Raw genomic sequence first — 26,386 nt, 5'->3', positions numbered from 1 at the left:
GGGTGCACACATTCAGCGGCGCCTCCACCCTTTTCAAGAAGGAAGTGCTGCGTTTCTGGAAGGTCAGCTTCCAGACCGTCGCGGCGCCGGTGCTGACGGCGGTGATGTACCTGCTGGTGTTCGGCCACACGCTGGAGAACCACGTGAAGGTCTACGACACGGTGGGCTACACGCAGTTCCTGATCCCCGGCCTCGTGATGATGAGCGTGCTGCAGAACGCGTTCGCCAACAGCTCGTCCAGCCTGATCCAGAGCAAAATCACCGGCAACCTCGTCTTCCTGCTGCTGACGCCGCTGTCGCCCGCGGCCTGGTTCGTCGCCTATGTCGGCGCGGCCATCGTGCGCGGCCTGGCCGTGGGCGCGGGCGTGCTGCTGGTGACGGCCTGGTTCGCGCCGCCGGGCCTGGACAACCTGCTGTGGGTGCTGGTCTTCACGGTGCTGGGCGCCGGGCTGATGGGCACGCTGGGCCTGATCGCCGGCCTGTGGGCCGAGAAGTTCGACCAGCTCGCGGCCTTCCAGAACTTCATCGTCATGCCGATGACCTTTTTGTCCGGCGTGTTCTATTCGGTGCATTCGCTGCCCGGGTTCTGGCAGGCCATCAGCCACCTGAACCCCTTCTTCTACATGATCGACGGCTTCCGTCGCGGCTTCTTCGGCGTCAGCGACGTGTCGCCGTGGCTGAGTTTCGTGGTCGTCGCAGTCAGCTTCGTGGTCACGGCGGGCCTGGCTTTGTCGCTGCTGAAGAAGGGCTACAAGATCCGTTCTTAGAATCTGGGGTTTCCACCGAGGACCCCGTGATGGCCGACCCGACTCCGCAACAAGTGCGCGACTTCATCGCCGCAGGCCTGCCCTGCGCGCATCTGGAAGTCGAGGGCGACGGCCGCCATTTCTTCGCCACCATCGTCTCAAGCGAGTTCGCCGGCCTCACGCGCATCAGGCGCCACCAGCGCGTCTACGCGGCGCTGGGCGAACGCATGCGCGAGGAAATCCATGCGCTGTCGATGAAGACGCTGACGCCCGAGGAGTGGCGGCAATGAGCGGCCTGACCCTCGCCCTGTCCAAGGGCCGCATCTTCGAGGAGACGCTGCCGCTGCTGCGCGCCGCCGGCATCGAGGTGCTGGAAGACCCCGAAACCTCGCGCAAGCTCATCCTGCCGACCAACCGCGAAGGCGTGCGCGTCGTGCTGGTGCGCGCCAGCGACGTGCCGACCTATGTGCAATACGGCGGCGCCGACCTCGGCGTGGCCGGCCGCGACGTGCTGCACGAGCAGGCGCTGGCCCAGGGCGGCTCGCACGGCCTCTACCAGCCGCTGGACCTGAAGATCGCCCGCTGCCGCATGAGCGTCGCCACGCGCGCCGACTTCGACTACGCCGCCGCCGTGAAGCAGGGCTCGCGCATCCGCGTGGCCACCAAATACACCGAGATCGCACGCCAGCACTTTGCCGACAAGGGCGTGCACGTCGACCTCATCAAGCTCTACGGCTCGATGGAGTTGGCGCCGCTGACGGGCCTGGCCGATGCCATCGTCGACCTCGTCTCCACCGGCGGCACGCTGCGCGCCAACAAGCTGGTGGAGGTGGAGCAGATCATGGACATCTCCTCCCGCCTCGTCGTCAACCAGGCCGCGCTCAAGCTCAAGCGAGACACGCTGCGCCCGCTGATCGACGCCTTCGCGTCTGCCATCGCATGAAGCTCCGCCAACTCTCGACCGCCGCCGCCGACTTCGCCGCCGAGTTCGAGCGCCTGCGCCATTGGTCGGCGGAGACCGATGCGGCCATCGAAGACCGCGTCGCCGAGATCCTGGCCGACGTGCAAAGGCGCGGCGACGCCGCCGTGCTGGCCTACACGCAGCGCTTCGACCGCCTGGCGGCCGACAGCGTCGCCGCGCTCGAAATCACGCAGGCCGAACTGCAGGCCGCGCTCGCTTCCATCACGCCCGCCCAGCGCGATGCGCTGCAGGCCGCGGCCGAGCGCGTGCGGGCCTATCACGAGCGCCAGCTCGAAGCCTGCGGCCTCTCCTGGAGCTACCGCGACGAGGACGGCAACCTGCTCGGCCAGAAGGTCACGCCGCTGGACCGCGTCGGCCTCTACGTGCCCGGCGGCAAGGCGGCCTACCCGAGCAGCGTGCTGATGAACGCCATCCCGGCCCACGTCGCCGGCGTGCAGGAGATCGTCATGGTGGTGCCCACGCCGGACGGCGTGCGCAATCCGCTGGTGCTGGCGGCCGCGGCCGTGGCCGGCGTGCACCGCGTGTTCACGATCGGCGGCGCCCAGGCCGTGGCAGCGCTGGCCTTCGGCACGGCCACCATCCCGCGCGTCGACAAAATCACCGGTCCCGGCAACGCCTATGTCGCGTCGGCCAAGAAGCATGTGTTCGGCCAGGTCGGCATCGACATGATCGCCGGCCCCAGCGAGATTCTCGTCATCGCCGACGGCACGACGCCGCCCGACTGGGTGGCCATGGACCTGTTCAGCCAGGCCGAGCACGACGAGCTGGCGCAGAGCATCCTGCTCAGCCCCGACGCCGCCTACCTCGACGCCGTGCGCGCCAGCATGGAGCGCCTGCTGCCGACCTTGCCGCGCGAGGCCGTCGTCCGCGCATCGCTGGAGGGGCGCGGTGCGCTGATCCTGACGCGCTCGATGGAAGAGGCCTGCGAGATCAGCAACGCCATCGCACCGGAGCACCTGGAGATCAGCGCCGCCGAGCCGCAGCGCTGGGAGCCGCTGCTGCGCCACGCCGGCGCGATCTTCCTGGGCGCCTACACCAGCGAGTCGCTGGGCGACTACTGCGCCGGCCCCAACCATGTGCTGCCCACGGCCGGCACCGCGCGCTTCTCGTCGCCGCTGGGCGTCTACGACTTCCAGAAGCGCAGCAGCCTCATCGAGGTCAGCGCCGAGGGCGCCCAGGGCCTGGGCCGCATCGCGTCCGTGCTGGCCCACGGCGAGGGCCTGCAGGCGCACGCGCGGGCGGCGGAACTGCGGCTGCGCTAGACCTCGATGCGACACGAAGTTCGTGCAACACGAACTTCGTGATACCCTGCGGCCCATGAAGAACGTCACCGTGTCCATGGACGACGCCGTGGCCGAGTGGGCCCGGCTGGAGGCCGCACGGCGCAACACCAGCGTGTCGCGCCTGCTCGGCGAGCTGCTGGCCGAGAAGATGCGGCACGACGACGCCTACGAGCGCGCGCTGCAGGACTGGCTGCACCGCGAGCGCAGCTGGTCGTCCGACGGCCAGCCCTATCCGAGCCGGGGTGTGCTGTGAGCGCCACCGAACCCGTCTTCGTCGACACCTCCGTGCTGCTGTTCAGCGAGGACGGCGCGCGCCCGGCCGAGCGCGAGCAGGTGCTCGCCTGGCTGCGTATGCTGTGGTCCACCCGCACCGGCCGCGTGTCGGTGCAGGTGCTGAACGACTTCTACCTGCTGGCCACCCGCCAGGTCGGCCCGGCCATGCCGCAGGGCGACGTGCGCGCCGAGGTGCGCCGCTACCAGCACTGGCGGCCCTGGCAGACCGACCAGGCCACGGTCGAATCCGCCTGGTCGCTGGAAAGCCGCTTCGGCCTGCCGTTTGCCGACGCCCTCGTCGTCGCCAGCGCCAAGGCCCAGGGCTGCACCCGCCTGCTCAGCCTCGCCCTGCCTCACGATGCCGCCTACGACAGCGTGCAGGTCCTCAACCCCCTCGTCGCCGCGCCATGACCGAACCGCTCCAACGAGCCCTGGACCGCATCCGCCCCGACGTGCGCGTGGCCCATGCCTATATCGTGCAGCCCAGCACCGGCCTGCTGAAGCTGGACGCGATGGAGAACCCCTACCGCCTGCCGCCCGAGCTGCAGCAGGCCCTGGGCGAGCGCCTCGGCGCGGTCGCGCTGAACCGCTATCCGGCCGAACGCACGGCCGAGCTGGCCCGGGCGCTGGCCCGCCATGCCGGCGTGGGCGACGCCGTGGGCGTCACGCTCGGCAATGGCTCGGACGAACTGATCGGCCTGCTGACTTTGGCCGTCGCCAGGCCCGGCGCCAAGGTGCTCGCGCCCCTGCCCGGCTTCGTCATGTACGAGGCGCTGGCGCGCCAGCAGCGGCTGGACTTCGTCGGCGTGCCGCTGCGGGCCAGCGACTTCCAGCTCGACGAGGCCGCAATGCTGGCCGCCATCCGCGAGCACCAGCCGGCGCTGGTCTATCTGGCCTACCCGAACAACCCGACCGGCACGTTGTGGGACGCCGCCGTCATCGAGCGCATCGCCCAGGCTGCGCCGGGCCTGGTCGTCATGGACGAGGCCTACCAGCCCTTCGCGAGCGCCGACAGCCTGGCGCTGATGGCCCGCCAGCCCAATGTGCTGGTCATGCGCACGATGAGCAAGTTCGGCCTCGCCGGCGTGCGCATCGGCTATCTGCTCGGCGCGGCCGAGCTGGTCGAGCAGGTCGAGAAGCTGCGCCCGCCCTACAACATCAGCGTGCTGAACGCCGAGGCCGCGCTGTTCGCGCTGGAGCATGCCGGGGTCTACGCCGCCCAGGCGGCCGAGCTGCGCCGGCAGCGCGAGCGCCTGCTGGCGGCCCTGCAGGCCATGCCCGGCATTGCGCCCTGGCCCAGCCAGGGCAATATGATCCTGGCCAGGGTCCAGGACGCGGCCGCCACCTTCGCGGCGCTGAAGGCCCGTGGCGTGCTGATCAAGAACGTCTCGGCCATGCACCCGCTGCTCGCGAACTGCCTGCGCATCACGGTCGGGACCCCCGAAGAAAACACCTTGCTGCTCCAAGCGCTCCAAGCATGTCTGAACTGAACGCCACCGCAACTTCGCGCATCGCCGAAGTCACCCGCAACACCCGCGAGACGCGCATCACGGTGCGCATCAACCTCGACGGCACGGGCCAGTCCAAGCTGCACACCGGCATCGGCTTCTTCGACCACATGCTGGACCAGATCGCCCGCCACGGCCTGATCGACCTGGACATCCACTGCGAGGGCGACCTGCACATCGACGGCCACCACACGGTGGAAGACGTCGGCATCACGCTCGGCCTGGCCGTGGCCAAGGCCGTCGGCGACAAGGCCGGCCTGACGCGCTACGGCCACAGCTATGTGCCGCTGGACGAGGCGCTGTCGCGCGTCGTCATCGACCTGTCCGGCCGCCCCGGCCTGCATATGGACGTCAGTTTCACGGCCGGCAGCATCGGGGCCTTCGACACCCAGCTGACCTTCGAGTTCTTCCAGGGCTTCGTCAACCATGCGCTGGCCACCGTGCACATCGACAACCTGAAGGGGCACAACGCCCACCACCAGGCCGAGACCATGTTCAAGGCCTTCGGCCGCGCGCTGCGCATGGCCACGACGCCGGACCCGCGCTCGGCCGGCGTGATCCCGTCGACCAAGGGTTCGCTGTGAGCGCGGACCAAGGGCCGAGCGCCGGGCCGCCCCAAGCCGGCCCGCATCCCCTCGGGGGATCGGCGAACGTACCCGTTCGACGAGGGGCTCGCGTTGTGGCCGTCGTCGACTACGGCATGGGCAATCTGCGCTCGGTGTCGCAGGCCGTCATCCATGCCGCCGAGGGCCAGGGCTTGGCCGTCGCCATCACCTGCGACCCCGAGGTCGTGCGGGCTGCCGAACGCGTCGTGCTGCCCGGCCAGGGCGCCATGCGCGACTGCATGCGCGAGCTGGCCGACTCCGGCGTGAAGGAAGCCGTGCTGGAGGCCGCCGCCACCAAGCCGCTGCTCGGCGTCTGCGTCGGCATGCAGATGCTGCTGGACCACAGCGAGGAGCAGGACACGCCGGGCCTCGGGCTCATCCCGGGCCGCGTGCAGCGCTTCCGGCTGGAGGGCCGGCTGCAGGAGGACGGCAGCCGCTTCAAGGTGCCGCAGATGGGCTGGAACCGCGTGCACCAGCCGCGCCCCCACCCGGTCTGGGCCGGCATTCCGGACCAGAGCTGGTTCTACTTCGTGCACAGCTTCTACGCGACCACGTCGCTGCCCGAACACAGCGCCGGCGAGACCGACTACGGCCTGCGCTTTACCTGCGCAGTGGCGCGGGATAACATTTTTGCGACGCAATTCCACCCCGAGAAAAGTGCCGCGCTGGGCCTCGCCCTCTACCGCAATTTCCTGCACTGGAAACCATAAGCCGGTCCGCGCTTTCTCACCCACTTCCCCACGCTGCCCTCGGCCATGCTGCTGATCCCTGCCATCGACCTGAAAGACGGTCGCTGCGTCCGCCTCAAGCAAGGCGACATGAACGACTCCACCACCTTCGGCGAAGACCCCGCCGCGATGGCGCGCCGCTGGCTCGACGCCGGCGCGCGGCGCCTGCACCTGGTGGACCTGAACGGCGCCTTCGCGGGCAAGCCGGTCAACGAATCCGCCATCAAGGCCATCATCAAGGAGGTGGGCGACCAGATCCCCATCCAGCTCGGCGGCGGCATCCGCGACCTCGACACCATCGAGCGCTACCTGGACGACGGCCTCGGCTACGTCATCATCGGCACGGCCGCGGTCAAGAACCCCGGCTTCCTGAAGGACGCCTGCAGCGCCTTCGGCGGCCACATCATCGTCGGCCTGGATGCCAAGGACGGCAAGGTCGCCACCGACGGCTGGAGCAAGCTGACCGGCCACGAGGTCGTCGACCTGGCCAAGAAGTTCGAGGACTACGGCGTCGAAGGCGTCATCTACACCGACATCGGCCGCGACGGCATGCTGACCGGCATCAACATCGAGGCCACCGTCAAGCTGGCGCAGGCGCTGACCATTCCCGTCATCGCCTCGGGCGGCCTCTCGGACATCGCCGACATCGAGCGCCTGTGCGCCGTGTTCGGCGACGGCGTGGAGGGCGTCATCTGCGGCCGCTCGATCTACACCGGCGCGCTGGACTTCACCGCGGCCCAGGTGCGCGCCGACGCACTGATGGCGGCGCAGGCCTGACATGCAGCCCCCACGCTCACTCCGTTCACTGCCTTGCAGGCCGCACTGCGCCAGTGGCGCAGTTCTTCGCCAGCCACGAATCGCCCACTGGGCGCTCCGTGTGCGGGCTCAGCCCCCCGCGGGGGCGCGTCAGCGGCTCTGGACGGCCACGCGCCGCTGACAAGTGCTCGCCAAACGCATCATCCCCTGCCTGGACGTCACGGCCGGCCGCGTCGTCAAGGGCGTCAACTTCGTCGGCCTGCGTGACGCGGGCGATCCGGTGGACATCGCCGCCCGCTACAACGAGCAGGGCGCCGACGAGATCACCTTCCTCGACATTACCGCGACGAGCGACGGCCGCGACCTCATCCTGCACATCATCGAGTCGGTGGCCAGCCAGGTCTTCATCCCGCTGACCGTGGGCGGCGGCGTGCGCTCGGTGGCCGACGTGCGCCGGCTGCTGAATGCCGGCGCCGACAAGGTGAGCTTCAACTCCGCGGCCGTGGCCGACCCCGGGCTGATTCGTGCCGCCAGCGACAGATACGGCGCCCAGTGCATCGTCGTCGCCATCGACGCGAAGCGCCGCCCCGATGGCTCGGGCTGGGACGTCTACACCCACGGCGGCCGCAAGAACGTCGGCCTCGATGCCGTCGCCTGGGCGAAACAGATGGCCGAGTTCGGCGCCGGCGAGATCCTGCTGACCAGCATGGACCGCGACGGCACCAGGAGCGGCTTCGACCTGGAACTGACCCGCGCCGTCAGCGACGCCGTGCCCGTGCCCGTCATCGCGTCGGGCGGCGTCGGCTCGCTGAGCGACCTGGCCGACGGCATCACTCAGGGCGGCGCCGACGCGGTGCTGGCCGCCAGCATCTTCCACTTCGGCGAGCACACGGTCGGAGAGGCCAAGGCCCTGATGGCCGCGCGCGGGATTCCAGTCCGCATCTGATGGGTGAAGTCCGCATCATCGGCGGCCAATGGAAGCGCTCCAAGCTGCCCGTGCCCGACGCCCCCGGCCTGCGCCCCACGTCCGACCGCATCCGCGAGACGCTGTTCAACTGGCTGGGCCAGACGCTGACCGGCTGGCGCGTGCTGGACGCCTTTGCCGGCAGCGGCGCGCTGGGCTTCGAGGCCGCGTCGCGCGAGGCCGCCGAGGTCGTGCTCGTCGAGCGCGACGCCAGGCTCGTCGCCGGCCTGCGCGCCAGCGTGCAGCGGCTGAAGGCGACGACGCTGACCGTGCACGCGGCCGATGCGCTCGTCTGGATGAAGGCCGCGCCGCGTGGCGCCTTCGACCTCGTCATGCTGGACCCGCCGTTCGCCGCCGACCTGTTCGACGCCGCGCTCGCCGCCGCGATGCCGCTGGTGGGCGAGGGCGGCCTGATCTACGTCGAGGCGCCGCGCGAGATCCCGGCGCCGGCCGGATTCTTTGTGCTGCGGCAGGGGCGTGCCGGCGCCGTGCACTACCAGTTGCTGCGACGCGAGGACAATCCGGCTTCATGATCACGCCCACACGTTCGCTTCGCTCGCTGCCCCCCGAGGGGGCGCCTAAGTGCCTTCGGGCGGCCGGGCGGCACTGAGATGACCTCCCGCACGCAGATCACGGCCATCTATCCCGGCACCTTCGACCCGATCACCTTGGGCCACGAAGACCTGATGCGCCGCGCCGCCGGAATGTTCGAGCGCCTGGTGCTGGCGGTGGCCGTGGGCCATCACAAGAAGACCATGTTCACGCTCGATGAGCGGCTGGCGATGGCACAGGAAGTGGCGGCGCAGTGCTGCCCGCAAGGCAACGTCGAGGTCATCGCCTTCGACGGCCTGCTGCGCGACTTCGTGCGCACGCATGCGGGCCGCGTCGTCGTGCGCGGCCTGCGCACCGGCGGCGACTTCGAATACGAGTTCCAGATGGCCGGCATGAACCGCAAGCTCATGCCCGAGGTCGAGACCATCTTCCTGACCCCCGGCGAGCACCACCAGTACACGTCCAGCACCTTCGTGCGCGAGATCGCGACGCTGGGCGGCGACGTGGCCGAGTTCGTGTCGCCCGGCGTGCTGGCGCGCCTGAACGAGCGCTGCAGGAAGGGGGGCTGACGATGGCCTTGATGATTACCGATGAGTGCATCAACTGCGACGTCTGCGAGCCCGCCTGCCCGAACAACGCGATCTCGATGGGCGAGGAGTTCTACAAGATCGACCCGGCCAAATGCACCGAGTGCGTCGGCCACTTCGACGAGCCGCAGTGCGTGATGCTCTGCCCCGTGGCCTGCATCCCGATCAACCCGGCCCATATCGAAAGCCGCGAGACGCTGATGCAGAAATACCAGCGCCTCACCTCGGCGACGGCATAGCGATCGTCTTGCGGCTTGCGCATGCCTGGCCTGTGCGCAGTCAATCCGCAAACGCCGCCATGGCCAGCCTGGGTCTGGCCGACAGCGTCACGCTGTTCAACGCCAGCGACTGCGGCCGCACCTTTGCCAGCAATGGCAGCGACACCGACCATGGCTGGGGCAACCATCACTTCGTTGTCGTCGGCGGCGCGGCGCGAACGTCGGCAAGCTCCTGGGTCGCATGCCCGACCTGACGCTGGGCGGGCCTTACGACGTCGGCCGGGGCGTGTGGCTGCCGACGGCGGCAACGGATCAGGTCGACGCCGAACTGGCGAAGTGGTTCGGCGCGGATGCGACGACGCTGACGGCGGTGTGGCCGCATGCGGGTGCGTTTGATCGGATTCGGGGCTGGGCATAGGGTCTGCTGTGCTGAGTTTGTTGGCATAGTCGGAGGCAGACAGGGACATGCCGAGGGGTGCGCCAATTGCGGTAGCAGCGGATGTCGCCCTGGAACGGGTTCGTCGTCTCCCATGCAAGCCTTTGCATCGTTCTTGGCATCTATCCCCGCCACTGTTTGGTCGGGGATCATTGGTGCCATCCTTGCGCTGAGTGGCGTTTTTCTCTCCAACCACGGGAATACCGCACGCCTGCGTATTCAGCTCCGACATGACGCAGCCGAGAAGGCCAAGGAGCGAACAGCAGCACTGCGGCGAGACGTGTACCTTCGCGCTATCGAGGAGCTCACGAAAGCCAATTCACATTTGGCTGGACTCCCGAATCTTGACCCCACAAAGGTCAACATCGGCGATGGTCTACAAGGTTTCTTCGCAGCTGCAGCGCGTCTCCAGTTGGTGGCCGAGTCGAAGACGGCACTGCTCGTCAATAAGTTGGTTGGTGAGTACGTCGAGTTGGTCTTTGATCTGTTCGGGGCGTTGCGATCAGTTCATGCCGCGAACTCGGACATTCAAATCGCCGACCGTCACTACACGCTGGCGCAGGCAGAGAACACTCGAATCCTGGCCGAGATGGCGAAGCTCAATGAATCAGGGAAGCCTGATCCAGCAGTCTTCCGCGCTCTTCAGGCTGGTTTCAAATTTCATTCCGGGCAGAGCGATAAGTTCGCTGCGGAGCGCAGCGATGCTTGGGCGCGCTTCAACGAAACCAACATTGCTTTCCAGCGTACGCTCCTTGCCAACCTTCGAGACCTTGCTCCGCGGCAGTTGCCTGTGATGATTGAACTCCGCCGCGATCTCGGATTGGATGGAGAACTGGACGAGTTGGAAGGACAGATGCGTCGGCAAATGCAGCGAATGGAGGAGCGGTTCAACGCTCTTATTGCGCAGCTCGAAGGTGAATTGCCAGCTGTCAGTTCGCAAACACCGCCTTCAACACCCACGCCAGCCTTGCCCCCGCCCGCGTCAGCTGCTGCTGCTTGATCGCATCCGCCCTCGCGTCGTAGCCGCGGGGCAGGCGGACGTTCCACTGCTGGCCCTCGCGGGGCGAGAACAGCAGGCCCTCGTAGGCCAGGGCCGCCTGCTCCAGCGACTGCGTGGCCCAGCGGGCGGGCCAGTCCACCGCATCGCCCGCGTCTACATCGACCCGGCGCGCCTCGGCCAGCCAGGCGGCGTCGACGCGGGGCGGCCTGAAGGCGGCGGGCACGCCGTCCCAGTAGGCGTGGAAATTCTTCGGCCCGGTCGGCGCGGCCTGCGGCAGCGGGAAGCTGTTGCCGCCGACCGTGAAGCTGGCCGGGTCCAGCCCGGTCTGATCGGGGTCGATGCGCTGGCCCCGGGCGTCGAGATAGGGCCCGGCGACGTGCAGTGGCTGGTGGATGTCGCCCACCAGATGCACCAGCACCAGCAAGGCCTCGCGCGGGCTCTTGAGGCTGGGCTGGCCCGTCGTCGGCCGGCCCTGCAGCACGAGGACGGCCTGGCGCAGCGCACCGACGACGTCGTCGGGCCGCGTGCCGGTGAAGCCGGGCAGGTAGCGGCTGCGCTGCAGGGCCAGGTCGGCGTAATGCGTCTGGCCGTGGCAGCTGCTCTCTTCCGGGCCGAGGGCGCATTGGCGGTCATTGCGCCTCACATAGTCGGCCATCTCGGCGATGCGGTCCGGCGTCTCAAGCGGCGCGCAGGCCGGGTATCTGCCGGGTGCCGGGTAGGCGTAGCCCTGGCCGGGCGAGATGCCCTTGGCGCAATCGGCCCAGATGGCGGCCAGCGGCAGCGGCATGTCGCCCAGCAGGGCCGCCACGCGCGCCTCCGCCGGCGTGCCCTTGAGGAGGCCGGCGGCGATGACGGCGACGGTCTGGTGGCCGTCGGCACCCCAGGCCTGGGCGGCCAGCGGCAGTGCGGTCAATGCGGCGGCAAGGAGGCGGCGCATGGGACGGTCAAACGGCGATGCGGAAGGACGGCAGCGGCATCCTGCACTCGCCTAACGGCCAGCCTGATCGTTCTTCTGGCGCTGCGCCGCGAATTCCTCGCGGACGCGCCGCCTGCAGTCGACGGCCTGCTGGCCGGCGTTGCCGCACTGCGCTTCCAGCTGCGCCTGGTTGGTCTTGCTCAACTCGTTGAAGGCCTCGGCCGGGCGCTGCAGCCTGGGCATGGCGCAGCCGCCGAGCAGGCAGCACAGGGACAGGGCGAGGGTGGTGGTCTTGGGCATCTGATGGCGAGTATCGATGGCGGCGCGCGCGGTCAGCGGATCAGCGAGGCCAGGCTGCCGGGCTGGAAGTGCAGGTCCACGAAATCCGCCAGCCCGTCGAACACCGAATCCAGCGAGCGCCCCGACTGGCCGAACAGCGCCTGCAGCACGGCGGGCTGCTCGAACAGGCCGTGGGCGTAGACGCCGAGCACGCGCCCGGCCTGCCAGCCGATGGCCTCGCCGGCCGCGTTGCGCAGCGCCACGCGCGGCGCCGGCAGGCCGGGGTGGGGCTGGGTGCGGCCGTGGCGGATCTCGTAGCCCTGGGCCTGCACGCCGGCCAGCGCGGCCCAGGGGGCGTCCAGCGCGGCGTCGAAGCCCAGGGCCGTGTTCTGCAGCAGCTTCTCGGGCTCGAAGGCGGTCACCAGCGGCAGCAGGCCCAGGCCCGGCGCGTTGCCGTCGACGCCGTGGGTGTCGATCAGTGCCTCGCCCAGCATCTGCAGGCCGCCGCAGATGCCCAGCACGCGGCCGCGGTGGCTGTTGATCGCGGCATCCAGCTTCTGTGCGCGTAGCCAGGCCAGGTCGGCCGCCGTGGCCTTGGAGCCGGGCAGGATGATCCAGTCCGCCCCTGCCAGGTCGCGCGGCTCGCGGGCCCAGGACAGGCGCACGCCGGGCAGCTGGCGCAGCGGCTGGAACTCGTCGAGGTTGGACAGGCGCGGGTAGGCGACGATGGCGATGTGCAGGCCGCCGCCTCCATGGCCGGTCGCCGAGTCGTCATACACGCCGTCTTCCTCCGGCAGGCCGTGGCCGCGCCACATCGGCAGCGTCGCGATGGTGGGCACGCCGGTCAGGCGCTGCAGCAGCTCGGGGCCGGGCGACAGCAGGCCGGCGTCGCCGCGGAAGCGGTTCAGCACGAAGCCCCTGACCTGGGCGCGCACGTCCTCGGGCATCAGCTGGTGGGTGCCGTAGAGGTGGGCGAAGGCGCCGCCGCGGTCGATGTCGGTGACGAGCAGGCAGGCCGCCCGCGAGTCGCGCGCGGTGCCGAGGTTGACGTAGTCGGACGGCGCCAGGTTGATCTCGGCCGGCGAGCCCGCGCCCTCGATGACGACGACGTCGTTCTCGCTCATCAGCTCGAACAGCGCGGCACGCGCGCGCGGCCTGAGCAGCGCGCTGCGCTCGCGCCAGGGCAGGCGGGACAGCGCCGCGTCCACCTCGCCCAGCACGACGACCTGGCTCCGCGTGTCGGCCTCGGGCTTGAGCAGCACGGGGTTCATGCGCACCTCGGGCACGCGGCGCGCGGCCAGGGCCTGGAAATACTGCGCGCTGCCGATCTCGCCCATCAGGCCGTAGCTGGGCGCCGGGCCGCTCCCAAGCCCAGCGGCGTCCCCGCGGGGGACCGCTCCTGTACGCAGGAGCGAGGGGCCAGGCAAGCCCGGCACGACGCGCGCGTTGTTGCTCATGTTCTGGGCCTTGAAGGGCGCGACCTTCAGCCCCTGGCGGGCATACCAGCGGCACAGGGCCGTGGCCAGCCAGCTTTTTCCAGCGCCGCTGGTCGTGCCCAGCACCATCACCGCCTTGCCCCGGCTCATGAATCCTCGCCCTCGATCTCGACCAGCGCCTGCTGCAGCGCGGCCTGGCTGCGCGGCGGCTGGGCCGACACGCGCACCCAGCCGTCCAGCCCGAAGGACGCCGCATCGCGCAGGCGGATGCCGCGCTCGCGCAGCCGGGGCGCGATGTCGGGCCGCGGCGGGCGGGCCAGCCAGAAGTTGGTGCAGCTCGGGTTCTGCAGCCAGCCCTCGCCGGCCAGCAGTGCGCGTTGCGATGCGGTCCAGGCGCGCAGCTGGGTGCGGGCCTCGGCCAGCCAGGCCCGGGTCTCGGCCGAGGGCCAGTGCTCCAGCATCGCGACGCCCTCGGCCGACAGCACCCAGCTCGGCGCCAGCGACAGCGCGCGCGCCCAGGTCTCGTCGGCCGCGGGCGCGACGAGATAGCCGGCGCGCACGCCGGTCAGGCCGAGGGCCTTGTTGGGGCAGACGAGCTGCCAGGCGCCGGGCGGCAGCGCCGGTGCGTCACCCTGCAGGCGCAGCGGCTCGTAGGCGTGGTCCACGGCGACGAGGTGGCCGCCCAGGTCGGGCCGGGTCTTGGCGCTCGTGCCCGTCGGGTTGCAGGGTTCGCAGATCCACACCAGGGCCGGCGCGGTCGGGCGGATGTCGGCCGGCTCGGCGTAGGGCTTGACCGCCAGGCCCAGGGCCTGGGCGGCGAGGGCGTAGTCGCCGAAGCCCGGCTGCGGCACCCAGGCCTCGCGGCGGCCGGCCAGCATCGCGGCCAGCGTCAGCCGGCGGATGCCCTCGGCGCCGCCGGCGGTAGGCAGCACCAGGTCCCATTGGCCCGCGCCGGCGAGGTGGCGGCGCAGCGTGCGGTAGGCCGGATCGGGGTAGGCCTGCCGGTCGGCCGCCTGCACGGCGCGCCACAGCGCGGGCGGCGGGCCCATCGGGCTGGCGTTGGTCGAGAAGTCGTGGTCGACGGGCTGGCCGCCGTCCGGGCCACCGTGTTCGGCTTGCAATGGGTTCATGTCGTCCCCCTCAGGGCCCAGGCTAACGCAGCCGCCAGAACCGTGCCCGCGACGACGGCCTGCTGCGCGACGGCGCGTGCGGCGGGCAGGTCGGCGGCCGTGGCGCTGCGGCCGGCGGCGTGCAACGTGTAGACACTGGGCTTGGACAGTCTGAGGTCCAGCCGCAGCGCCATCGCCGCCATCGGCCAGCCGCTGTTGGGCGAGGGCGTGCGGTGGGCCTCTCGCATGACCCCGAGCAGCGAGGGCGGCAACAGCACCAGGGCCGTCAGCCGCGCCGGCAGCCAGGACAGCAGGTCGTCCGCGCGCGCGGCCCACTTGCCGCACCACTCGCGTTCGTCGCGGTAGCCCCACATCGCGTCCGCCGTGTTGGCGAAGCGGTAGACCGCCGCGCCGGGCAGGCCGGCGATGGCGAACCAGAACAGCGGCGCGACGACGGAGTCGTTCAGGTTCTCGGCCAGGGTCTCGATGGCGGCCTCGCGCACCTCGGTCTCGCTGAGGGCCGAGGTGTCGCGGCTGACGAGGCGCGACAGCCGCGCGCGGCCGGCGTCCAGCGATTTGCCCAGCGCGGTCTCCACGGCCATGGCCTCGTCGGCGAGCATGCGCCAGGCCAGCAGCGGCTTGAGCAACAGGCCGGTCAGCGCGGCCGTGGCGAGCAGACGCAGCGGCGAGCTCCACGGTCGCAGCGCCAGCAGCAGATGGCCCTGCAGCCACAGCGCGATGAAGGCCACCGCCGCGGCGCCGACCAGCCAGGCCAGTGCGCCGGCGATGAAGCCTGGCGCCGGCGGCAGCTTGTCCAGCCGGAACAGGCCGAGGTAGCGGCCCATGCCGACGACGGGATGCGCCCAGGCCGGCGGCTCGCCGAGGTGGTCCACCAGCAGGGCCACCCCCATCGCCAACGGCAGCAGGGCCTGCATCAGCGCAGCGGCGGCAGCCGCGCGACGAGGCCGCGCTTGAGCCGCTCCGGCCGGCGCTCCCAGGCCAGCAGGCCGTCGCCCGGCTCGGCATGCTGGGCGGCCACGGCGAGCAGCGCATCGACGCAGGCCGCGTCGGGCGCGAGCTGGCCGAACAGATAGCTGTGCTTGCCCTGGCCTTGCAGCGCCGCCGTGCAGCTCTGGCTACAGGCCGCCATGCAGGCCTGGCCGCGGATGGGCAGCGTGCAGTCGCGCGCCAGGGCTTCGTTCTCGACGGCCTCCAGCAGCGCCTGGCCCTGGCCGTCGGCGCAGGTCGTGCAGATGGTTAGCCTTGATCCGGCAGTTGACCGCTCGCTATTCATCGAAGTCCCTTGCTTTCAGGCCCTTGGTGATACCGCCATGTTCACCACTTCGGTGAACGGCGCTGCACGCCCGCTGGGCCGGCGCTTCGGGCCGCTGGCAGCGTTGCTTCTCCTTGTGGGCACGAGCCCACTGCGTCGGCGCGCCTTGCCAGCAACCCGCCTCGCCGGCCCCTCGGGCGCGCCCAACTGCCGCATCAAGGCTGCTCAATCCTCGATCCCCCGCTGCGCCGGCACGCCGGCCTGGTAGTGGTGCTTGACCAGCGTCATCTCGGTGACCGTGTCGGCCAGCTCGACCAGTTCGGCCGGCGCGGCGCGGCCGGTCAGCACGACGTGCACATGCGCGGGCCGCTCGCGCAGGCAGGCCAGCACCTGGTCCAGCGCGATCCAGCCGTAGCGCAGCGGGTACATGATCTCGTCGAGCACGACGAGGAAATGCTCGCCGCCGCGGATGCTGGCCTCGGCGCGCGCCCAGCCCTCGCGGGCCAGTTCGGCGGAGTGCTCCAGGTCCTTGCTCTTCCACGAGAAGCCGTCGCCCAGGCCGACGATGGGCACGCCCAGCTTCTCGAAGACGCGGTGCTCGCCGAAGCGGGCGCTGGGCACCTTCATGAACTGGTAGATCAGCACCGGCTTGCCGCGGCCGTGGGCGCGCAGCGCGAGGCCCAGGGCGGCCGTGCTCTTGCCCTTGCCGTCGCCGGTGTGCACGAGCACGAGGCCGCGCCGCTCGCCGCTGGGCACGACGCGTTCGTGGTGGACGGGCGGTTGTTCAATCTCCATGGTCGGGGGGCTCCATCAACAGGTCTTGCAGGGGGCGGCGCCGGCGCCAGCCTTGCCGTTCCAGCATCGGCCGGTCGTAGAAGGCCGGCACGGGGCCGAGGCAGAGCAGGCCCAGCGGCTGCGCACCCGCGGGCAGGCGCAGCAGGGCGGCGAGGGCAGCGGGGTCGAACATCGACACCCAGCCCAGGCCGAGGTTCTCGGCCCGCGCCGCCAGCCACAGGTTCTGCACCGCGGCGCCGGCCGAGCACAGGGCCATCTGCTGCGGCAGGGTGCGGCGGCCGAACACGGTGCCGTCATCGGGGGCGAGGATGAGGGCGAGCAGCTCCGCGCAGTCGCGCAGGCCCTCGACCTTGAGCCGCAGGAATTCGCCGGCCCGCGGGCCGAGGGCGGCGGCCGTGGCCTGGCGCTCGGCCTCCACGAGGGGCGCCAGCCGCTCGCGCCAGCGCGGGCCATGCAGGCGCATGAAGCGCCAGGGCTGCATCAGGCCGACCGAGGGTGCCTGGTGGGCGGCGCCGAGCAGGCGTGCGAGCTGCTCGTCGGGCAGCGGCGGGCCGGGCAGGAAATGCCGGCAGTCGCGCCGCGCAGCCAGGATGTCGTGCAGGACCGCCCGGGCGGCGGCGTCGAAGCGCGTGTTCATGGCCCAGCCCCGAAGAAGGCCGCGACGGCCTCGGGGTTGGACGGGAAGTAGTGGTGCACATAGCTCGCGCGCAGCGAGCCCTGCAGGTAGAGCGCTTCGGCCGTGCTGCCGCCGTTGGGGTTGCTGGCCGTGGCGATGGGCGCGAGCGGGGTGTCCAGCGTCGAGTAGTGGAAGCTGTGGCCGCGCAGCGGGCCCTCGGGCCAGTCCAGCGCCTGCAGGCCGAGCGCGGCCAGGCGCGGCTGCACGCGGGCGCGGCCGGGCAGCAGGCCGGCCATGCGGTGGGCGCGGCCCTCGCCGTCGGTCAGTTCGTCCAGCAGGGCCAGCATGCCGCCGCATTCGGCGAGCAGGGGTTTGCCGGCCGCGACATGGCTGCCGAGGTCGCGCGCCAGCGTCGGGTGCGTGGCCAGTGCGTCGGCATGCAGCTCCGGGTAGCCGCCGGGCAGCCAGAGCGCATCGCAGCCGGGCAGGGCCTCGTGGCGCAGCGGCGAGAAGAAGGCCAGCTCGGCGCCCAGCGCGCGCAGCAGGTCGACGTTGGCCGCGTAGATGAAGCCGAAGGCGGCGTCGCGCGCGATGGCGATGCGGCGTCCGGCCAGCAGCGGCGGCAGCGCGGGCCCGGCTTCATGCGCGAACACGACGGGCTCGAACGCGAAGCCGGGGCGCAGGCCGGCCTCCCAGGCATCGGCCCAGGCGTCGAGCTGGGCGCTCAGCTGCGGCTGCTCCAGCGCCTGCACGAGGCCGAGGTGGCGCTCGGGCAGGGCGAGTTGCGGGTCGCGCGGCAGCGCGGCGATCAGCGGCAGCTCGTCCGGCAGGCCCTCGCCCACCATGCGGCCGTGCGCGGCGCTGCCGACCCGGTTGGCGACGACGCCGCCGTGGCGCAGCCCGGGCCGGAAGCGCGCCAGGCCCGTGGCCAGCGCGGCGAAGGTCTGGGCCATGGCCGACGCGTCGATGACGCAGACGACGGGTAGGCCGAAGGCGGCGGCCAGGTCGGCGCTGCTGGGCTGGCCGTCGAACAGGCCCATGACGCCCTCGACGAGGATCAGGTCCGCCTCGCGCGCGGCCTCGGCCAGCAGGGCCTGGCAGTGGGCGAAGCCGCCCATGAAGAGGTCGAGCTGGTAGACCGGCCGGCCGCTGGCGCGTTCGAGGATGGTGGGGTCGAGAAAGTCCGGCCCGGTCTTGAAGACGCGCACGCGCTGGCCCTGCCGCGAGTGGCTGCGCGCGATGGCCGCGGTCACGCTGGTCTTGCCCGAGCCCGAGGACGGCGCGCTGATGAAGAGTGCGGGGCAAGAAGCCTTCATAACGGCAGCGCCACCCAGCGCCCCTCGATCTGCGCGATGTGCAGGCTGGGGCCGAAGACGCGGCGCAGCGCGTCGTGCGTGGCCGCGTCGGCCGGCGCGCCGCTGTGCACGATGCGGCCGTCGGCCATCAGCACGAGGTGGTCGGCCTGCAGCGCGAGGTGCAGCTCGTGCAGCACGCTGGCGACGCCGTGGCCGGCCGCGACGCGCGCGCGCACCAGGACCATCCATTCGGCCTGGTGGGGCGGGTCGAGGTGGGCCAGGGGCTCGTCCATCAGCGTCAGCGGCGCGTCGACGGCCAGCACCCGGGCCAGCAGCACGCGCTGGCGCTCGCCGCCGGACAGCGAGCCGAGGCGCCGTTCGCGCCAGGCCCAGCTCTGCGTGGATCGCATCGCGGCCTCGGCGGCGCGGTGGTCGGCGGCGGTGGGCGGCGCCAGCCAGGGGCGGTGCGGCAGGCGGCCGAGCATGACGATGTCCCAGGCGGTCAGGTCGTCGGCGCCGCTCTCCTGCTGGCCCATCCAGGCGAGCTGGCGGGCGCGATCGGCCGAAGGCCAGTCGTGAAGAGGCCTTCCGGCGAGCAGCACCTCGCCCTCGCAGCGCTGCAGGCCGGCGATGGCGCGCAGCAGCGTGGACTTGCCGGCGCCATTCGGGCCGACGATGGCCGTCCAGCGGCCCCGCGGCAGCGCGAGGGCTATGCCGTGGATGAGGTCGCGGCCGTCGATGCGGACGCGCTCGATGCGGGCCGTCAGCGCGCTCATCGTTTGGGTGTCCCGCGGCGATGCATCAAGACGAGCAGGTAGACGCCGCCGAGCAGCGCGGTGACGAGGCCGACCGGCAGCTCCTGCGGGCGGACCAGCGCGCGGGCCAGCACGTCGGCGGCCAGCAGCAGCGCGCCGCCGGCCGCGGCCGACAGCAGGATCAGCCGGCCGTGCAGCGTCGGGCAGGCGGCGCGCACGAGGTGGGGCGCGACGAGGCCGACGAAGGCGACGATGCCGGTCTGTGCGACGGCGGCGCCGGTGGCCAGCGCGAACGCGAAGATCAGCAGCAGGCGCACCAGCGGCATGCGCACGCCGAGGGACGCGGCCGTGGCTTCGCCCAGCGTCAGCGCATCCAGCGCGGGGCTGGCCAGCAGCCCGATGATCAGGGCCAGCGCGCCGCTGGCTGCCATCACGCTGACGCTGCTCCAGCCCAGCAGCCCGGTGTTGCCGAGCAGGAAGGCCTGCATCGCGCGCAGGATGTCGGGCGCCCACAGCGTGGCCAGGCCGGTCAGCGCGTTCAGCACCACGCCGACGACGACGCCGGCCAGCAGCAGCCGCAGCGTCTGCTCGACACCGCGGGCGAGGACCAGCGTCAGGCCCACGCCGATCAGCGTGCCGACGAAGGCGATGCCGGTCAGGCCGACGTCAGCCAGCAGCGATGCGTGCTGTGCCGATACGCCGACGAAGGCCAGCGTGATGGCGACGGCCAACTGCGCGCCCGACGCGCTGCCCAGCAGATAGGGGTCGGCCAGCGGATTGCGGAACAGGCCCTGCGAGATGGCGCCGGCCATGCCCAGCAGCGCGCCGGCCCACCAGGCGCCCAGGGAGCGCGGCAGGCGGATCTCCCACAGGATGACGCTCATGCCCTCGTCCTGCAGGTCGGCCCAGCCGGTGCTGCCGACCAGCACGCCGGCCAACACGCAGAGCAGGCCGGCGGCGAGCAGCAGCGCGAGCAGGACGCCGGGGCGCAGGTTCACGAGCCGGCCTTTTCTCTGAGGCAACGAGCCATGATCTGCGCCGCCTCGGCCATGCGCGGGCCGGGTCGGGACAGGATGTCGCCGTCCTCGGCGTTGAACACGCAGATGCGGCCGTGGCGGACGGCGTCGATGCGGTTCCAGCCCGGGCGCTCGGCCAGGCCCTCGGAGCCGCGCGCGCCGATCATGATGAGGCCGGGGTTGGCCTTCACGACGAACTCGGGGTTGATCTTGGGGAAGGGGCCGAGCCGGGCCGGGATGATGTTGCCGGTGCCCAGCTTGGTCAGCGTCTCGCCCATGAAGGACGATTCGCCGGCCGCGTAGAGGCCGCTGGCCACTTCGTAATAGACCTTCAGGCCGCGCGCCGCCGCCGGCACGCTGCCGGCCGCCGCGGCCACGCCGGCCTCGATGTGGCGCCAGATGCGCTGCGCATCGTCCACGCCCAGCACCTGGCCGACGATGCCCAGCACGCGCTGCACATCGCGGTAACTGCGCGGCTCCAGCGCGACGACCTTGAGGCCCAGCGCGCGCAGCCGCTCGGACACGCGCGACGACACGGCCAGCAGCACCATGTCGGGCTTGAGCGACGCGATCAGCTCGACATTGCTGTCGTCCATGCCGCCGAGCTTGGGCAGCGCGTTCACCTGCGCCGGGAAGTTGGAGTAGCGGTCCACGCCGACGAGGCGGGCGCAGGCGCCGAGCTCGCAGACCGTCTCGGTCAGCGAGGGCAGCAGGCTGACGATGCGCTGCGGCGGCGCGGCGAACGTGGCGGTGTGGCCGAGGTCATCCTTGATCTCGATGGCGGACGCGGGCAGCGCGAGGGCCAGCAGCAGCGCGCAGAACAGGTGCTTAAGCATCGGGAGCCTCCTCGACGGGGCGGGACCAGGCCTGGCCCGCGACCATCAATGTCAGGCGCGCGCAGCGGCGCGCCACATCCTGATTGAGCCGGCCGAGTTCGTCGACATAGTCGCGCACCTCGCGGCCCAGCGGCGACACGCCCCAGCCGACCTCGTTGGACACGAAGACGACCGGCGATTGCAGGCGCGGCAGCAGGGCCAGCAGCGCCTCGCGCTCGGCCTGCCAGCCCGGCGCGTCGGGCGCACCGCCGGCCGGCATCAGCCAGTTGACCAGCCACAGCGTCAGGCAGTCGACGACGATCAGCGTGTTCGCGCCGTCGGCCTGCCGCAGCGCCGCCGCGAGTGCCAGCGGGGCTTCGACGGTGCCGAAGCCCGCCGGCCGCGTGGCGCGGTGATGGGCGATGCGCGCACGCATCTCGTCGTCGGCCGCCAGCGCGGTGGCGATGACCGCGACGCGGCCGCCAGCGGCCTGCCAGCGCAGGGCCAGGCCCTCCGCGCGGCGCGACTTGCCGCTGCGCTGGCCGCCGACGATGAGTTCGTGCGCGGCCATGGGCTCAGAGCTTCGGCGTGAGCGTCACGCCCAGCATCACCGTGCGCGGCGGCTGGGCGTAGCCGCGGGCCGTCTGGTAGACGCGGTCGAAGGCGTTGTCGACGTTGAGCTGCAGCCTGGCCTGCGGGTTGATGCGGTAGGCGAGGCTGGCGTTGACCAGCGCATAGCCGCCCAGCAACTGCTTGCCGCCGTTGCGGTCCGGCCGCTGGGCCGTGGCGGTCATGCCGAGGCTGCCGCTCCAGTCGCCGACGGCCTTGTCCAGCTGCAGGCTGGCGTAGCGCGGCGCACGGCGGCCCAGCCGGCCGCCGCTGATCTCGTCGCGCGGGTTCTGCCAGTCGAAGGAGGCCTGCAGATGCCAGCCGGCGAGCTCGGTCTGGCCCTGCAGCGTGGCGCCGCGCAGGTGCACGCGCGCGACGTTGCCGTAGCAGCCGTCCCAGGGCATGACGTTGAGCGGGTCGGTGGCCGGGCAGTTCAACGCGAACTGGCTGTCGTAGTTGATGAGGTCGCGGATGCGGTTGTCGTAGGCGGTCAGGCTGAGCTGCTGCTCGCCGCGGGCCCAGCGCAGGCCCACTTCCTTGTTGCGGCCATGCTCGGGCTTGAGCGCCGGCAGCGTGTCCAGCGGGCCGTACTGGCTGAAACTCTGGTAGAGCGTCGGCGCGCGGAAGGCCGTGCCGGCGCTGGCCCAGGCGCGCCACTCGGGCGTGAAGCGCCAGCCGGCGGCGAGGCTGCCGGTATTGATGCTGCCGAAGTCGCTGTCCCTGTCGTGCCGCCAGTGGGCCTGGCCGTCGAAGGCGCCCAGGTTCAGCAGATAGCCCAGGGCCAGCGCATTCTGCGAGCGCTCGGCGCTGCCATGCGTGGAGGGGCGCAGCGAGGAGTTGAGGAGCACGTCCTCGCGGCGCTCCAGCGTCGCGCTGAGCCGGCCGACGGGCAGCGCGACCTGGTTGGCCCAGGCAAAGGCGCGCACGCGAGTTTCGGTGAGATAGCCGCTGACGCCGTTGGCCAGGGTCTCGTAGCGCGCGTTGGACTCGCTGGCGCTGAGCTCGCTCTGCCAGGCGCTGGTCCATTGCGCCGCCCAGGTGGCGCGCAGGCTGCGGGCGTCGTTGACGGCGCGGTCGTCGGTGTTGGGCGGGGAGAAGGTGGAGTCGTACTGCGCGTTGACGTGGCTGCGCGTGGCCGCGAGGCTCAGGCGGTGCTGGTCGTTGACGGCATAGCCCAGGCGGCCCTGCAGGCTGTGGTTGCGCCAGCCGTCGGGGTCCGCCAGGCCGGGCTGGTCGGGCATGGTGCTGAAGCCGTCGCTGGTCTCCAGGGCCGCGCCGAGTGCGTAGTCCCAGTCGCCCTGCTTGCCGCTGAAGCTCAGGTCGCCCTTGGCCGTGCCCAGGTTGCCGATGGCGCCGTGCAGCACCAGCTGCGGCGTGGACTCGCCCTTGCGCGTGAAGATCTGGATCACGCCGCCGATGGCGTCGGAGCCGTAGACCGCGCTGGCCGGGCCGCGCAGGATCTCGATGCGCTCGACCTGGGCCAGGCCCATGGCCTCCCAGGGTGCACCGCCCGAGCCTGACTGGGTGTCCATGCGCACGCCGTCGACGAGCACGACGGTGTGCTGGGTGTTGGCACCGCGGACGAAGACCGACGTGGTGCTGCCGGGGCCGCCGTTGCGGGCGATCTGCACGCCCGGCTGGGCCGCCAGCAAGTCGGCCAGGCCGCCGAAGGCTCGGGCGGAGATGTCCTCGCGCGTGAGGACGGTGATGTCGGCCAGCACCTCGCTGACGCGCTGGGGCATGCGCGTGGCGGTGGTGACGATGGTGTCGAGCCGGTTCTGGGCGTGGGCGGAGGCCGCCAGGGCCAGCGCGGACAGGGCGAGCAGCGGCCGACGGGCCGCGAGGAAGGAATGAGACATGAGGGCAGTCGCGAACGATCACTCAGCCCTGCTGACCCCCGCAGCAAGGCTGAAAAACGGCCTGCGGCTGGTCGCGCGCAGGCCCCGTCGTTGGCCGGTATCCGGGCTGATGGACCCTGCTCGACGCCTTCCCGGTGCACGCACCAGTGGCTTGTGGTCGAACAGTGAGGCGGGCGCCTCGTCCACTTACCGTTGCGGGGACAGCTCAGGTTAAGCGCGCCACGTGGTGGTCTGCCCTCCTGATTCCCGTTGAACTGCGGCCGCCGAGAAAGCGGCCGCGAGCACCAACGGCGGGCATTCTATCGGGCCGCGCTGGCCGCGGCCTCGGGCCTGTGCGGCCTGGCCGGTTTTGCCACCTTGGGCGGCTTGATGTGCACGACCTGCGGCGCGCTGGCCGCGGCCGGCGGCGGCTGCAGGCCCAGCGACAGCGCGCGCTGGTGGCGGGCCTCGGCCTCGCTGGCGCGGCGCGCGGCGGCCAGGGCCGCGGCCTGCCTGGCGTCGGCCAGATGGCGTTCGCGCGCGGCGCGGCTGTCGGCGGCGCTGGGCTCGTCGTAGCGGATGCTGCCGCCGCTGGTGGCGGGGCTGCCGGGGCAGGGCGAATCGCGCAGGTCGCGGCCGTCGGGGCCGCAGCGGTAGACCTGGGCCTGGCGCACCTGGCTTTGCGCGAGGGCGGGCAGGGCGATCACGGCGGCCAGCGCCAGCAGCAGGGGTTTCATGGGTTCGGAGTGTCCACCGGCGGCTGCGGTTTGGGGGGCTTGGGCCGCGGCGGCTTGGCGTGAATCCTGGCCAGCGCCTTGTCCATCTCGCCGCGCAGCATCAGCTCGACGGCGGCGTAACTCTTCTCGATGCAGTCCTCGACGGCCTGGCGCTCGGCCAGCGGCGGCTTGCGCAGCACATAGCCGGCCACCTCGGCCTTGTGACCCGGGTGGCCGATGCCCAATCGCAGCCGCCAGAAGTCGCCGCTGCCGAGCTGGGCCTGCATGTCCCTCAGCCCGTTGTGGCCGCCGTTGCCGCCGCCCTTCTTGAACTTCATCTCGCCGGGCGGCAGGTCGAGCTCGTCGTGGACGGCGAGGATCTCGTCCGGCGCGATCTTGAAGAAGCGCGCCAGCGCCGCGACGGACTTGCCCGAGAGGTTCATATAGGTCATGGGTTCGAGCAGCCAGACCGGCCCGCTGGCCCCCGGCGCGTGGTTCACGCGCGCGACGAGGCCGTGGTAGGCCTTGTCCGGCGCGAGCATGACTTTCAGCCCTCTCGCCAGCCCGTCAATCCACCAGAAACCGGCGTTGTGGCGCGTGTCTTCGTACTCCGGGCCCGGGTTGCCCAGGCCGACCATCAGCTTGATCATGAGGGCATCTTAGTTTTGCTCGCGCCAGCAATGCAGTAGCTACATTCGGCCCGGACACTGGAGGCTGTCGGGCTTTGGGCTGGGTGCGCGTTGGGCCTGCCAGGGGGCTGGGGCTAGGCGCGACGACGCTGCGGGCTCGCGCCCGCGAGGAGGAGCAACAACGCCTCAGCCCCCTGGCAGGCCCAACCCGAAGGGCCGAGGCGATTTGCGGGGCAATTCGTCGTTGCCGGCTCGTTGCTGGGGAGAATCCAACGCCTCGCCGGCGCCTAGCCTTGCCCCGCAACTCGCCTCGGCGCGCACCCAGCCCAAAGCCCGACAGCCTCCAGCGACCGTCTTCAGGAGTGGACCCGAATGCAGAACAAGAATTCCAGGCCCAGCGGCTCGGCCGGCGCGGCCAGGACCTGGCCCCTGGCCGCGCTGGCCGTGGCCGGCATCGCGCTGGCGGGCTGGTGGTGGAAGGGCCATGGCGCCGCGGGCGCCGAAGGCCCGGCGGCCTCGACCGCTTCCGGCGCCGCAGCCGGTGGTGCGCGTGGCGGCCGCTTCGGCGGTGCCGGCAACCGGCCGCAGCCGGTGTCGGTCGCGGCCGTGCAGAGGCGCGACCTGGCCGTGGCGGTGGACGCCATCGGCAGCATCGCCACGGCCAACACGGCCGTCGTGCGCGCCAAGGTCAGCGGCGAGCTCAAGGCCATCTACTTCAAGGAAGGCCAGGCCGTGAAGGCCGGCCAGGCGCTGGCGCTGATCGACCCGCGGCCCTTCGAGATCGCGCGCGACCAGGCCCAGGCGGCCCTGGCCCGCGACCAGGCCCAGCTCGAGAACGCGCGCGCCGACCTGACCCGCTACCAGGATCTCGTCGCCAAGGAGGCCGCGCCGCGCCAGCAGCTCGACACGCAGCAGGCCCTGGTGCACCAGCTGGAGGCCACGCTGCTGTCCGACAAGGCCGCGCTGGACAACGCCAGGCTGCAGCTCTCCTACACCCGCGTCACGGCGCCCATCGCCGGCCAGGCGGGCCTGAAGCAGGCCGACCTCGGCAACAACGTCGGCCCGACCGACGCCAACGGCCTGCTCAGCATCGCGCAGACGCAGCCGGCCGCGGTCGTCTTCGCCGTGCCGGACGCGCGGCTGGCGCGCATCCGCCAGCAGCTCGGCGCCAACCAGCCGCTGCCCGTGCAGGCCTGGGACCGCGAGCACAAGCAGATGCTGGCCGAGGGCCGCGTCGCCAGCACCGACAACGCCATCGACGCGAGCACCGGCACGATCAAGGTCAAGGCCCTGTTCGCCAACCAGGACAACACCCTCTTTCCCAACCAGTTCGTCAATGTGCGCCTGCAGCTGGACACGCTGAAGGACGTGCTCGTCGTGCCGACGGCCGCCGTGCAGCGCGGCGCGCCGGGCACCTTCGTCTACGTCGTGGCCGACGGCCAGGTCGCGCTGCGCAAGCTGGGCGTGCTGGCGACCGACGGCGAATCGACCGCGGTGCGCGGCGAGCTCAAGCCGGGCGACCAGGTCGTCACCGACGGGGCCGACCGCCTGCGCGACGGCGGCAAGGCCGAGGTCATCAAGGCGCCCGGCCGCGAGCCGGGGCGCAACCGCCAGCCCGCCGCCTCGGCCGCGACGCGGTGAGCCGCCTGCG

General features: G+C 71.5%; 34 protein-coding genes and 1 riboswitch. Of the genes, 18 read left to right on the top strand and 16 right to left on the bottom strand.

The window, feature by feature from the left end:
* Positions 1–2: 2 nt before the first annotated feature.
* The 17 genes from NYP07_RS04490 (at position 3) to NYP07_RS04410 (ending at position 10,638) form a co-directional block, all read left to right on the top strand.
* A complete protein-coding gene (locus NYP07_RS04490; protein WP_268147883.1) occupies positions 3–767 on the top strand; it encodes an ABC transporter permease in 765 nt (254 codons plus the stop codon).
* A gap of 29 nt (positions 768–796) precedes the next feature.
* Positions 797–1,036 (top strand): BolA family protein, encoded by a 240-nt coding sequence (locus tag NYP07_RS04485; RefSeq protein ID WP_268147881.1) that lies wholly within the window; start codon positions 797–799, stop codon positions 1,034–1,036.
* Positions 1,033–1,689, top strand: coding sequence for an ATP phosphoribosyltransferase (hisG, locus tag NYP07_RS04480; RefSeq protein ID WP_268147879.1), 657 nt, complete (start codon positions 1,033–1,035; stop codon positions 1,687–1,689). The genes NYP07_RS04485 and hisG overlap by 4 nt, the downstream gene beginning before the upstream one ends.
* Positions 1,686–2,990 (top strand): histidinol dehydrogenase, encoded by a 1,305-nt coding sequence (gene hisD / locus NYP07_RS04475; protein ID WP_268147877.1) that lies wholly within the window; start codon positions 1,686–1,688, stop codon positions 2,988–2,990. The genes hisG and hisD overlap by 4 nt, the downstream gene beginning before the upstream one ends.
* 55 nt (positions 2,991–3,045) lie before the next feature.
* Entirely contained in the window at positions 3,046–3,264 is a 219-nt protein-coding gene (locus NYP07_RS04470) for a CopG family transcriptional regulator (RefSeq protein WP_268147875.1), read from the top strand.
* Complete coding sequence (locus NYP07_RS04465) at positions 3,261–3,695, top strand: PIN domain-containing protein (RefSeq protein ID WP_268147873.1); 435 nt, start codon at positions 3,261–3,263, stop codon at positions 3,693–3,695. The genes NYP07_RS04470 and NYP07_RS04465 overlap by 4 nt, the downstream gene beginning before the upstream one ends.
* Positions 3,692–4,774, top strand: a complete 1,083-nt coding sequence (gene hisC / locus NYP07_RS04460) for a histidinol-phosphate transaminase (RefSeq protein ID WP_268147871.1) — start codon at positions 3,692–3,694, stop codon at positions 4,772–4,774. The genes NYP07_RS04465 and hisC overlap by 4 nt, the downstream gene beginning before the upstream one ends.
* Positions 4,762–5,376, top strand: coding sequence for an imidazoleglycerol-phosphate dehydratase HisB (gene hisB, locus NYP07_RS04455; protein WP_268147869.1), 615 nt, complete (start codon positions 4,762–4,764; stop codon positions 5,374–5,376). Before hisC ends, hisB begins: the two co-directional genes overlap by 13 nt.
* A 95-nt stretch (positions 5,377–5,471) precedes the next feature.
* Positions 5,472–6,107: an imidazole glycerol phosphate synthase subunit HisH gene (gene hisH / locus NYP07_RS04450; RefSeq protein WP_268147867.1), complete on the top strand. Its 636-nt coding sequence runs from the start codon at positions 5,472–5,474 to the stop codon at positions 6,105–6,107.
* A gap of 45 nt (positions 6,108–6,152) precedes the next feature.
* Positions 6,153–6,902 carry a 1-(5-phosphoribosyl)-5-[(5-phosphoribosylamino)methylideneamino]imidazole-4-carboxamide isomerase gene (gene hisA, locus NYP07_RS04445; RefSeq protein ID WP_268147865.1) on the top strand — a complete coding sequence of 250 codons (750 nt, stop codon included), beginning with the start codon at positions 6,153–6,155 and terminating at the stop codon, positions 6,900–6,902.
* A 163-nt stretch (positions 6,903–7,065) separates the two neighbouring features.
* Entirely contained in the window at positions 7,066–7,827 is a 762-nt protein-coding gene (gene hisF, locus NYP07_RS04440) for an imidazole glycerol phosphate synthase subunit HisF (protein ID WP_268147863.1), read from the top strand.
* Entirely contained in the window at positions 7,827–8,378 is a 552-nt protein-coding gene (gene rsmD, locus NYP07_RS04435; RefSeq protein WP_268147861.1) for a 16S rRNA (guanine(966)-N(2))-methyltransferase RsmD, read from the top strand. Before hisF ends, rsmD begins: the two co-directional genes overlap by 1 nt.
* A 78-nt stretch (positions 8,379–8,456) precedes the next feature.
* The gene (gene coaD / locus NYP07_RS04430) at positions 8,457–8,966 is read left to right on the top strand and encodes a pantetheine-phosphate adenylyltransferase (RefSeq protein ID WP_268147859.1); all 510 of its coding nucleotides are present in this window, start codon (positions 8,457–8,459) and stop codon (positions 8,964–8,966) included.
* A 2-nt stretch (positions 8,967–8,968) separates the two neighbouring features.
* Positions 8,969–9,223, top strand: a complete 255-nt coding sequence (locus NYP07_RS04425) for a YfhL family 4Fe-4S dicluster ferredoxin (RefSeq protein ID WP_268147857.1) — start codon at positions 8,969–8,971, stop codon at positions 9,221–9,223.
* 59 nt (positions 9,224–9,282) lie between these two features.
* The gene (locus NYP07_RS04420) at positions 9,283–9,456 is read left to right on the top strand and encodes a DUF1501 domain-containing protein (RefSeq protein WP_268147855.1); all 174 of its coding nucleotides are present in this window, start codon (positions 9,283–9,285) and stop codon (positions 9,454–9,456) included.
* The gene (locus tag NYP07_RS04415) at positions 9,444–9,620 is read left to right on the top strand and encodes a hypothetical protein (RefSeq protein ID WP_268147853.1); all 177 of its coding nucleotides are present in this window, start codon (positions 9,444–9,446) and stop codon (positions 9,618–9,620) included. The genes NYP07_RS04420 and NYP07_RS04415 overlap by 13 nt, the downstream gene beginning before the upstream one ends.
* A 112-nt stretch (positions 9,621–9,732) precedes the next feature.
* Positions 9,733–10,638 (top strand): hypothetical protein, encoded by a 906-nt coding sequence (locus NYP07_RS04410; protein ID WP_268147851.1) that lies wholly within the window; start codon positions 9,733–9,735, stop codon positions 10,636–10,638.
* Here the strand turns inward: NYP07_RS04410 and NYP07_RS04405 are convergent.
* From NYP07_RS04405 to pth, 16 genes are all read right to left on the bottom strand, one after another.
* Positions 10,568–11,575: a S1/P1 nuclease gene (locus NYP07_RS04405; RefSeq protein WP_268147849.1), complete on the bottom strand. Its 1,008-nt coding sequence runs from the start codon at positions 11,573–11,575 to the stop codon at positions 10,568–10,570. The genes NYP07_RS04410 and NYP07_RS04405 overlap by 71 nt on opposite strands.
* A 51-nt stretch (positions 11,576–11,626) precedes the next feature.
* On the bottom strand, positions 11,627–11,854 hold the full coding sequence (locus NYP07_RS04400; protein WP_268147847.1) for a hypothetical protein: 228 nt from the start codon (positions 11,852–11,854) through the stop codon (positions 11,627–11,629).
* Positions 11,855–11,886: 32 nt separating this feature from the next.
* A complete protein-coding gene (locus NYP07_RS04395) occupies positions 11,887–13,419 on the bottom strand; it encodes a cobyric acid synthase (protein ID WP_268147845.1) in 1,533 nt (510 codons plus the stop codon).
* Positions 13,416–14,399 (bottom strand): aminotransferase class I/II-fold pyridoxal phosphate-dependent enzyme, encoded by a 984-nt coding sequence (locus NYP07_RS04390; protein WP_268147843.1) that lies wholly within the window; start codon positions 14,397–14,399, stop codon positions 13,416–13,418. The genes NYP07_RS04395 and NYP07_RS04390 overlap by 4 nt, the downstream gene beginning before the upstream one ends.
* A complete protein-coding gene (gene cbiB / locus NYP07_RS04385) occupies positions 14,396–15,313 on the bottom strand; it encodes an adenosylcobinamide-phosphate synthase CbiB (protein ID WP_268147841.1) in 918 nt (305 codons plus the stop codon). Before cbiB ends, NYP07_RS04390 begins: the two co-directional genes overlap by 4 nt.
* Positions 15,313–15,672 (bottom strand): DUF1636 domain-containing protein, encoded by a 360-nt coding sequence (locus NYP07_RS04380; protein ID WP_268147839.1) that lies wholly within the window; start codon positions 15,670–15,672, stop codon positions 15,313–15,315. Before NYP07_RS04380 ends, cbiB begins: the two co-directional genes overlap by 1 nt.
* Positions 15,673–15,876: 204 nt before the next feature.
* Positions 15,877–16,446: a cob(I)yrinic acid a,c-diamide adenosyltransferase gene (gene cobO, locus NYP07_RS04375; protein WP_268147837.1), complete on the bottom strand. Its 570-nt coding sequence runs from the start codon at positions 16,444–16,446 to the stop codon at positions 15,877–15,879.
* Positions 16,436–17,083 carry a 5,6-dimethylbenzimidazole synthase gene (gene bluB, locus NYP07_RS04370; RefSeq protein WP_268147835.1) on the bottom strand — a complete coding sequence of 216 codons (648 nt, stop codon included), beginning with the start codon at positions 17,081–17,083 and terminating at the stop codon, positions 16,436–16,438. The genes cobO and bluB overlap by 11 nt, the downstream gene beginning before the upstream one ends.
* Entirely contained in the window at positions 17,080–18,378 is a 1,299-nt protein-coding gene (locus tag NYP07_RS04365; RefSeq protein ID WP_268147833.1) for a cobyrinic acid a,c-diamide synthase CobB, read from the bottom strand. The genes bluB and NYP07_RS04365 overlap by 4 nt, the downstream gene beginning before the upstream one ends.
* Positions 18,375–19,133 carry an ABC transporter ATP-binding protein gene (locus NYP07_RS04360; protein WP_268147831.1) on the bottom strand — a complete coding sequence of 253 codons (759 nt, stop codon included), beginning with the start codon at positions 19,131–19,133 and terminating at the stop codon, positions 18,375–18,377. Before NYP07_RS04360 ends, NYP07_RS04365 begins: the two co-directional genes overlap by 4 nt.
* On the bottom strand, positions 19,130–20,110 hold the full coding sequence (locus NYP07_RS04355; protein WP_268147829.1) for a FecCD family ABC transporter permease: 981 nt from the start codon (positions 20,108–20,110) through the stop codon (positions 19,130–19,132). Before NYP07_RS04355 ends, NYP07_RS04360 begins: the two co-directional genes overlap by 4 nt.
* Positions 20,107–20,964: an ABC transporter substrate-binding protein gene (locus NYP07_RS04350; RefSeq protein ID WP_268147827.1), complete on the bottom strand. Its 858-nt coding sequence runs from the start codon at positions 20,962–20,964 to the stop codon at positions 20,107–20,109. Before NYP07_RS04350 ends, NYP07_RS04355 begins: the two co-directional genes overlap by 4 nt.
* On the bottom strand, positions 20,957–21,514 hold the full coding sequence (gene cobU, locus NYP07_RS04345) for a bifunctional adenosylcobinamide kinase/adenosylcobinamide-phosphate guanylyltransferase (protein ID WP_268147825.1): 558 nt from the start codon (positions 21,512–21,514) through the stop codon (positions 20,957–20,959). Before cobU ends, NYP07_RS04350 begins: the two co-directional genes overlap by 8 nt.
* Before the next feature lie 4 nt (positions 21,515–21,518).
* Entirely contained in the window at positions 21,519–23,411 is a 1,893-nt protein-coding gene (locus tag NYP07_RS04340) for a TonB-dependent receptor domain-containing protein (protein ID WP_268147823.1), read from the bottom strand.
* Positions 23,412–23,486: 75 nt separating this feature from the next.
* Positions 23,487–23,715, bottom strand: a riboswitch (cobalamin riboswitch).
* On the bottom strand, positions 23,711–24,127 hold the full coding sequence (locus tag NYP07_RS04335) for a hypothetical protein (RefSeq protein WP_268147821.1): 417 nt from the start codon (positions 24,125–24,127) through the stop codon (positions 23,711–23,713). It overlaps the preceding riboswitch by 5 nt.
* The gene (gene pth / locus NYP07_RS04330) at positions 24,124–24,756 is read right to left on the bottom strand and encodes an aminoacyl-tRNA hydrolase (protein ID WP_268147819.1); all 633 of its coding nucleotides are present in this window, start codon (positions 24,754–24,756) and stop codon (positions 24,124–24,126) included. Before pth ends, NYP07_RS04335 begins: the two co-directional genes overlap by 4 nt.
* Positions 24,757–25,107: 351 nt before the next feature.
* On the opposite strand from pth, the gene NYP07_RS04325 reads away from it, so the two are divergent.
* Positions 25,108–26,376 (top strand): MdtA/MuxA family multidrug efflux RND transporter periplasmic adaptor subunit, encoded by a 1,269-nt coding sequence (locus tag NYP07_RS04325; protein ID WP_268147817.1) that lies wholly within the window; start codon positions 25,108–25,110, stop codon positions 26,374–26,376.
* The last annotated feature ends 10 nt before the right edge of the window (positions 26,377–26,386 follow it).

The sequence above is a fragment of the Pelomonas aquatica genome, assembly GCF_026712205.1.
In the GTDB taxonomy this organism is placed as follows: Bacteria; Pseudomonadota; Gammaproteobacteria; order Burkholderiales; family Burkholderiaceae_C; genus Pelomonas; species Pelomonas aquatica.
This window is presented reverse-complemented; position numbering and strand designations above follow the sequence as displayed.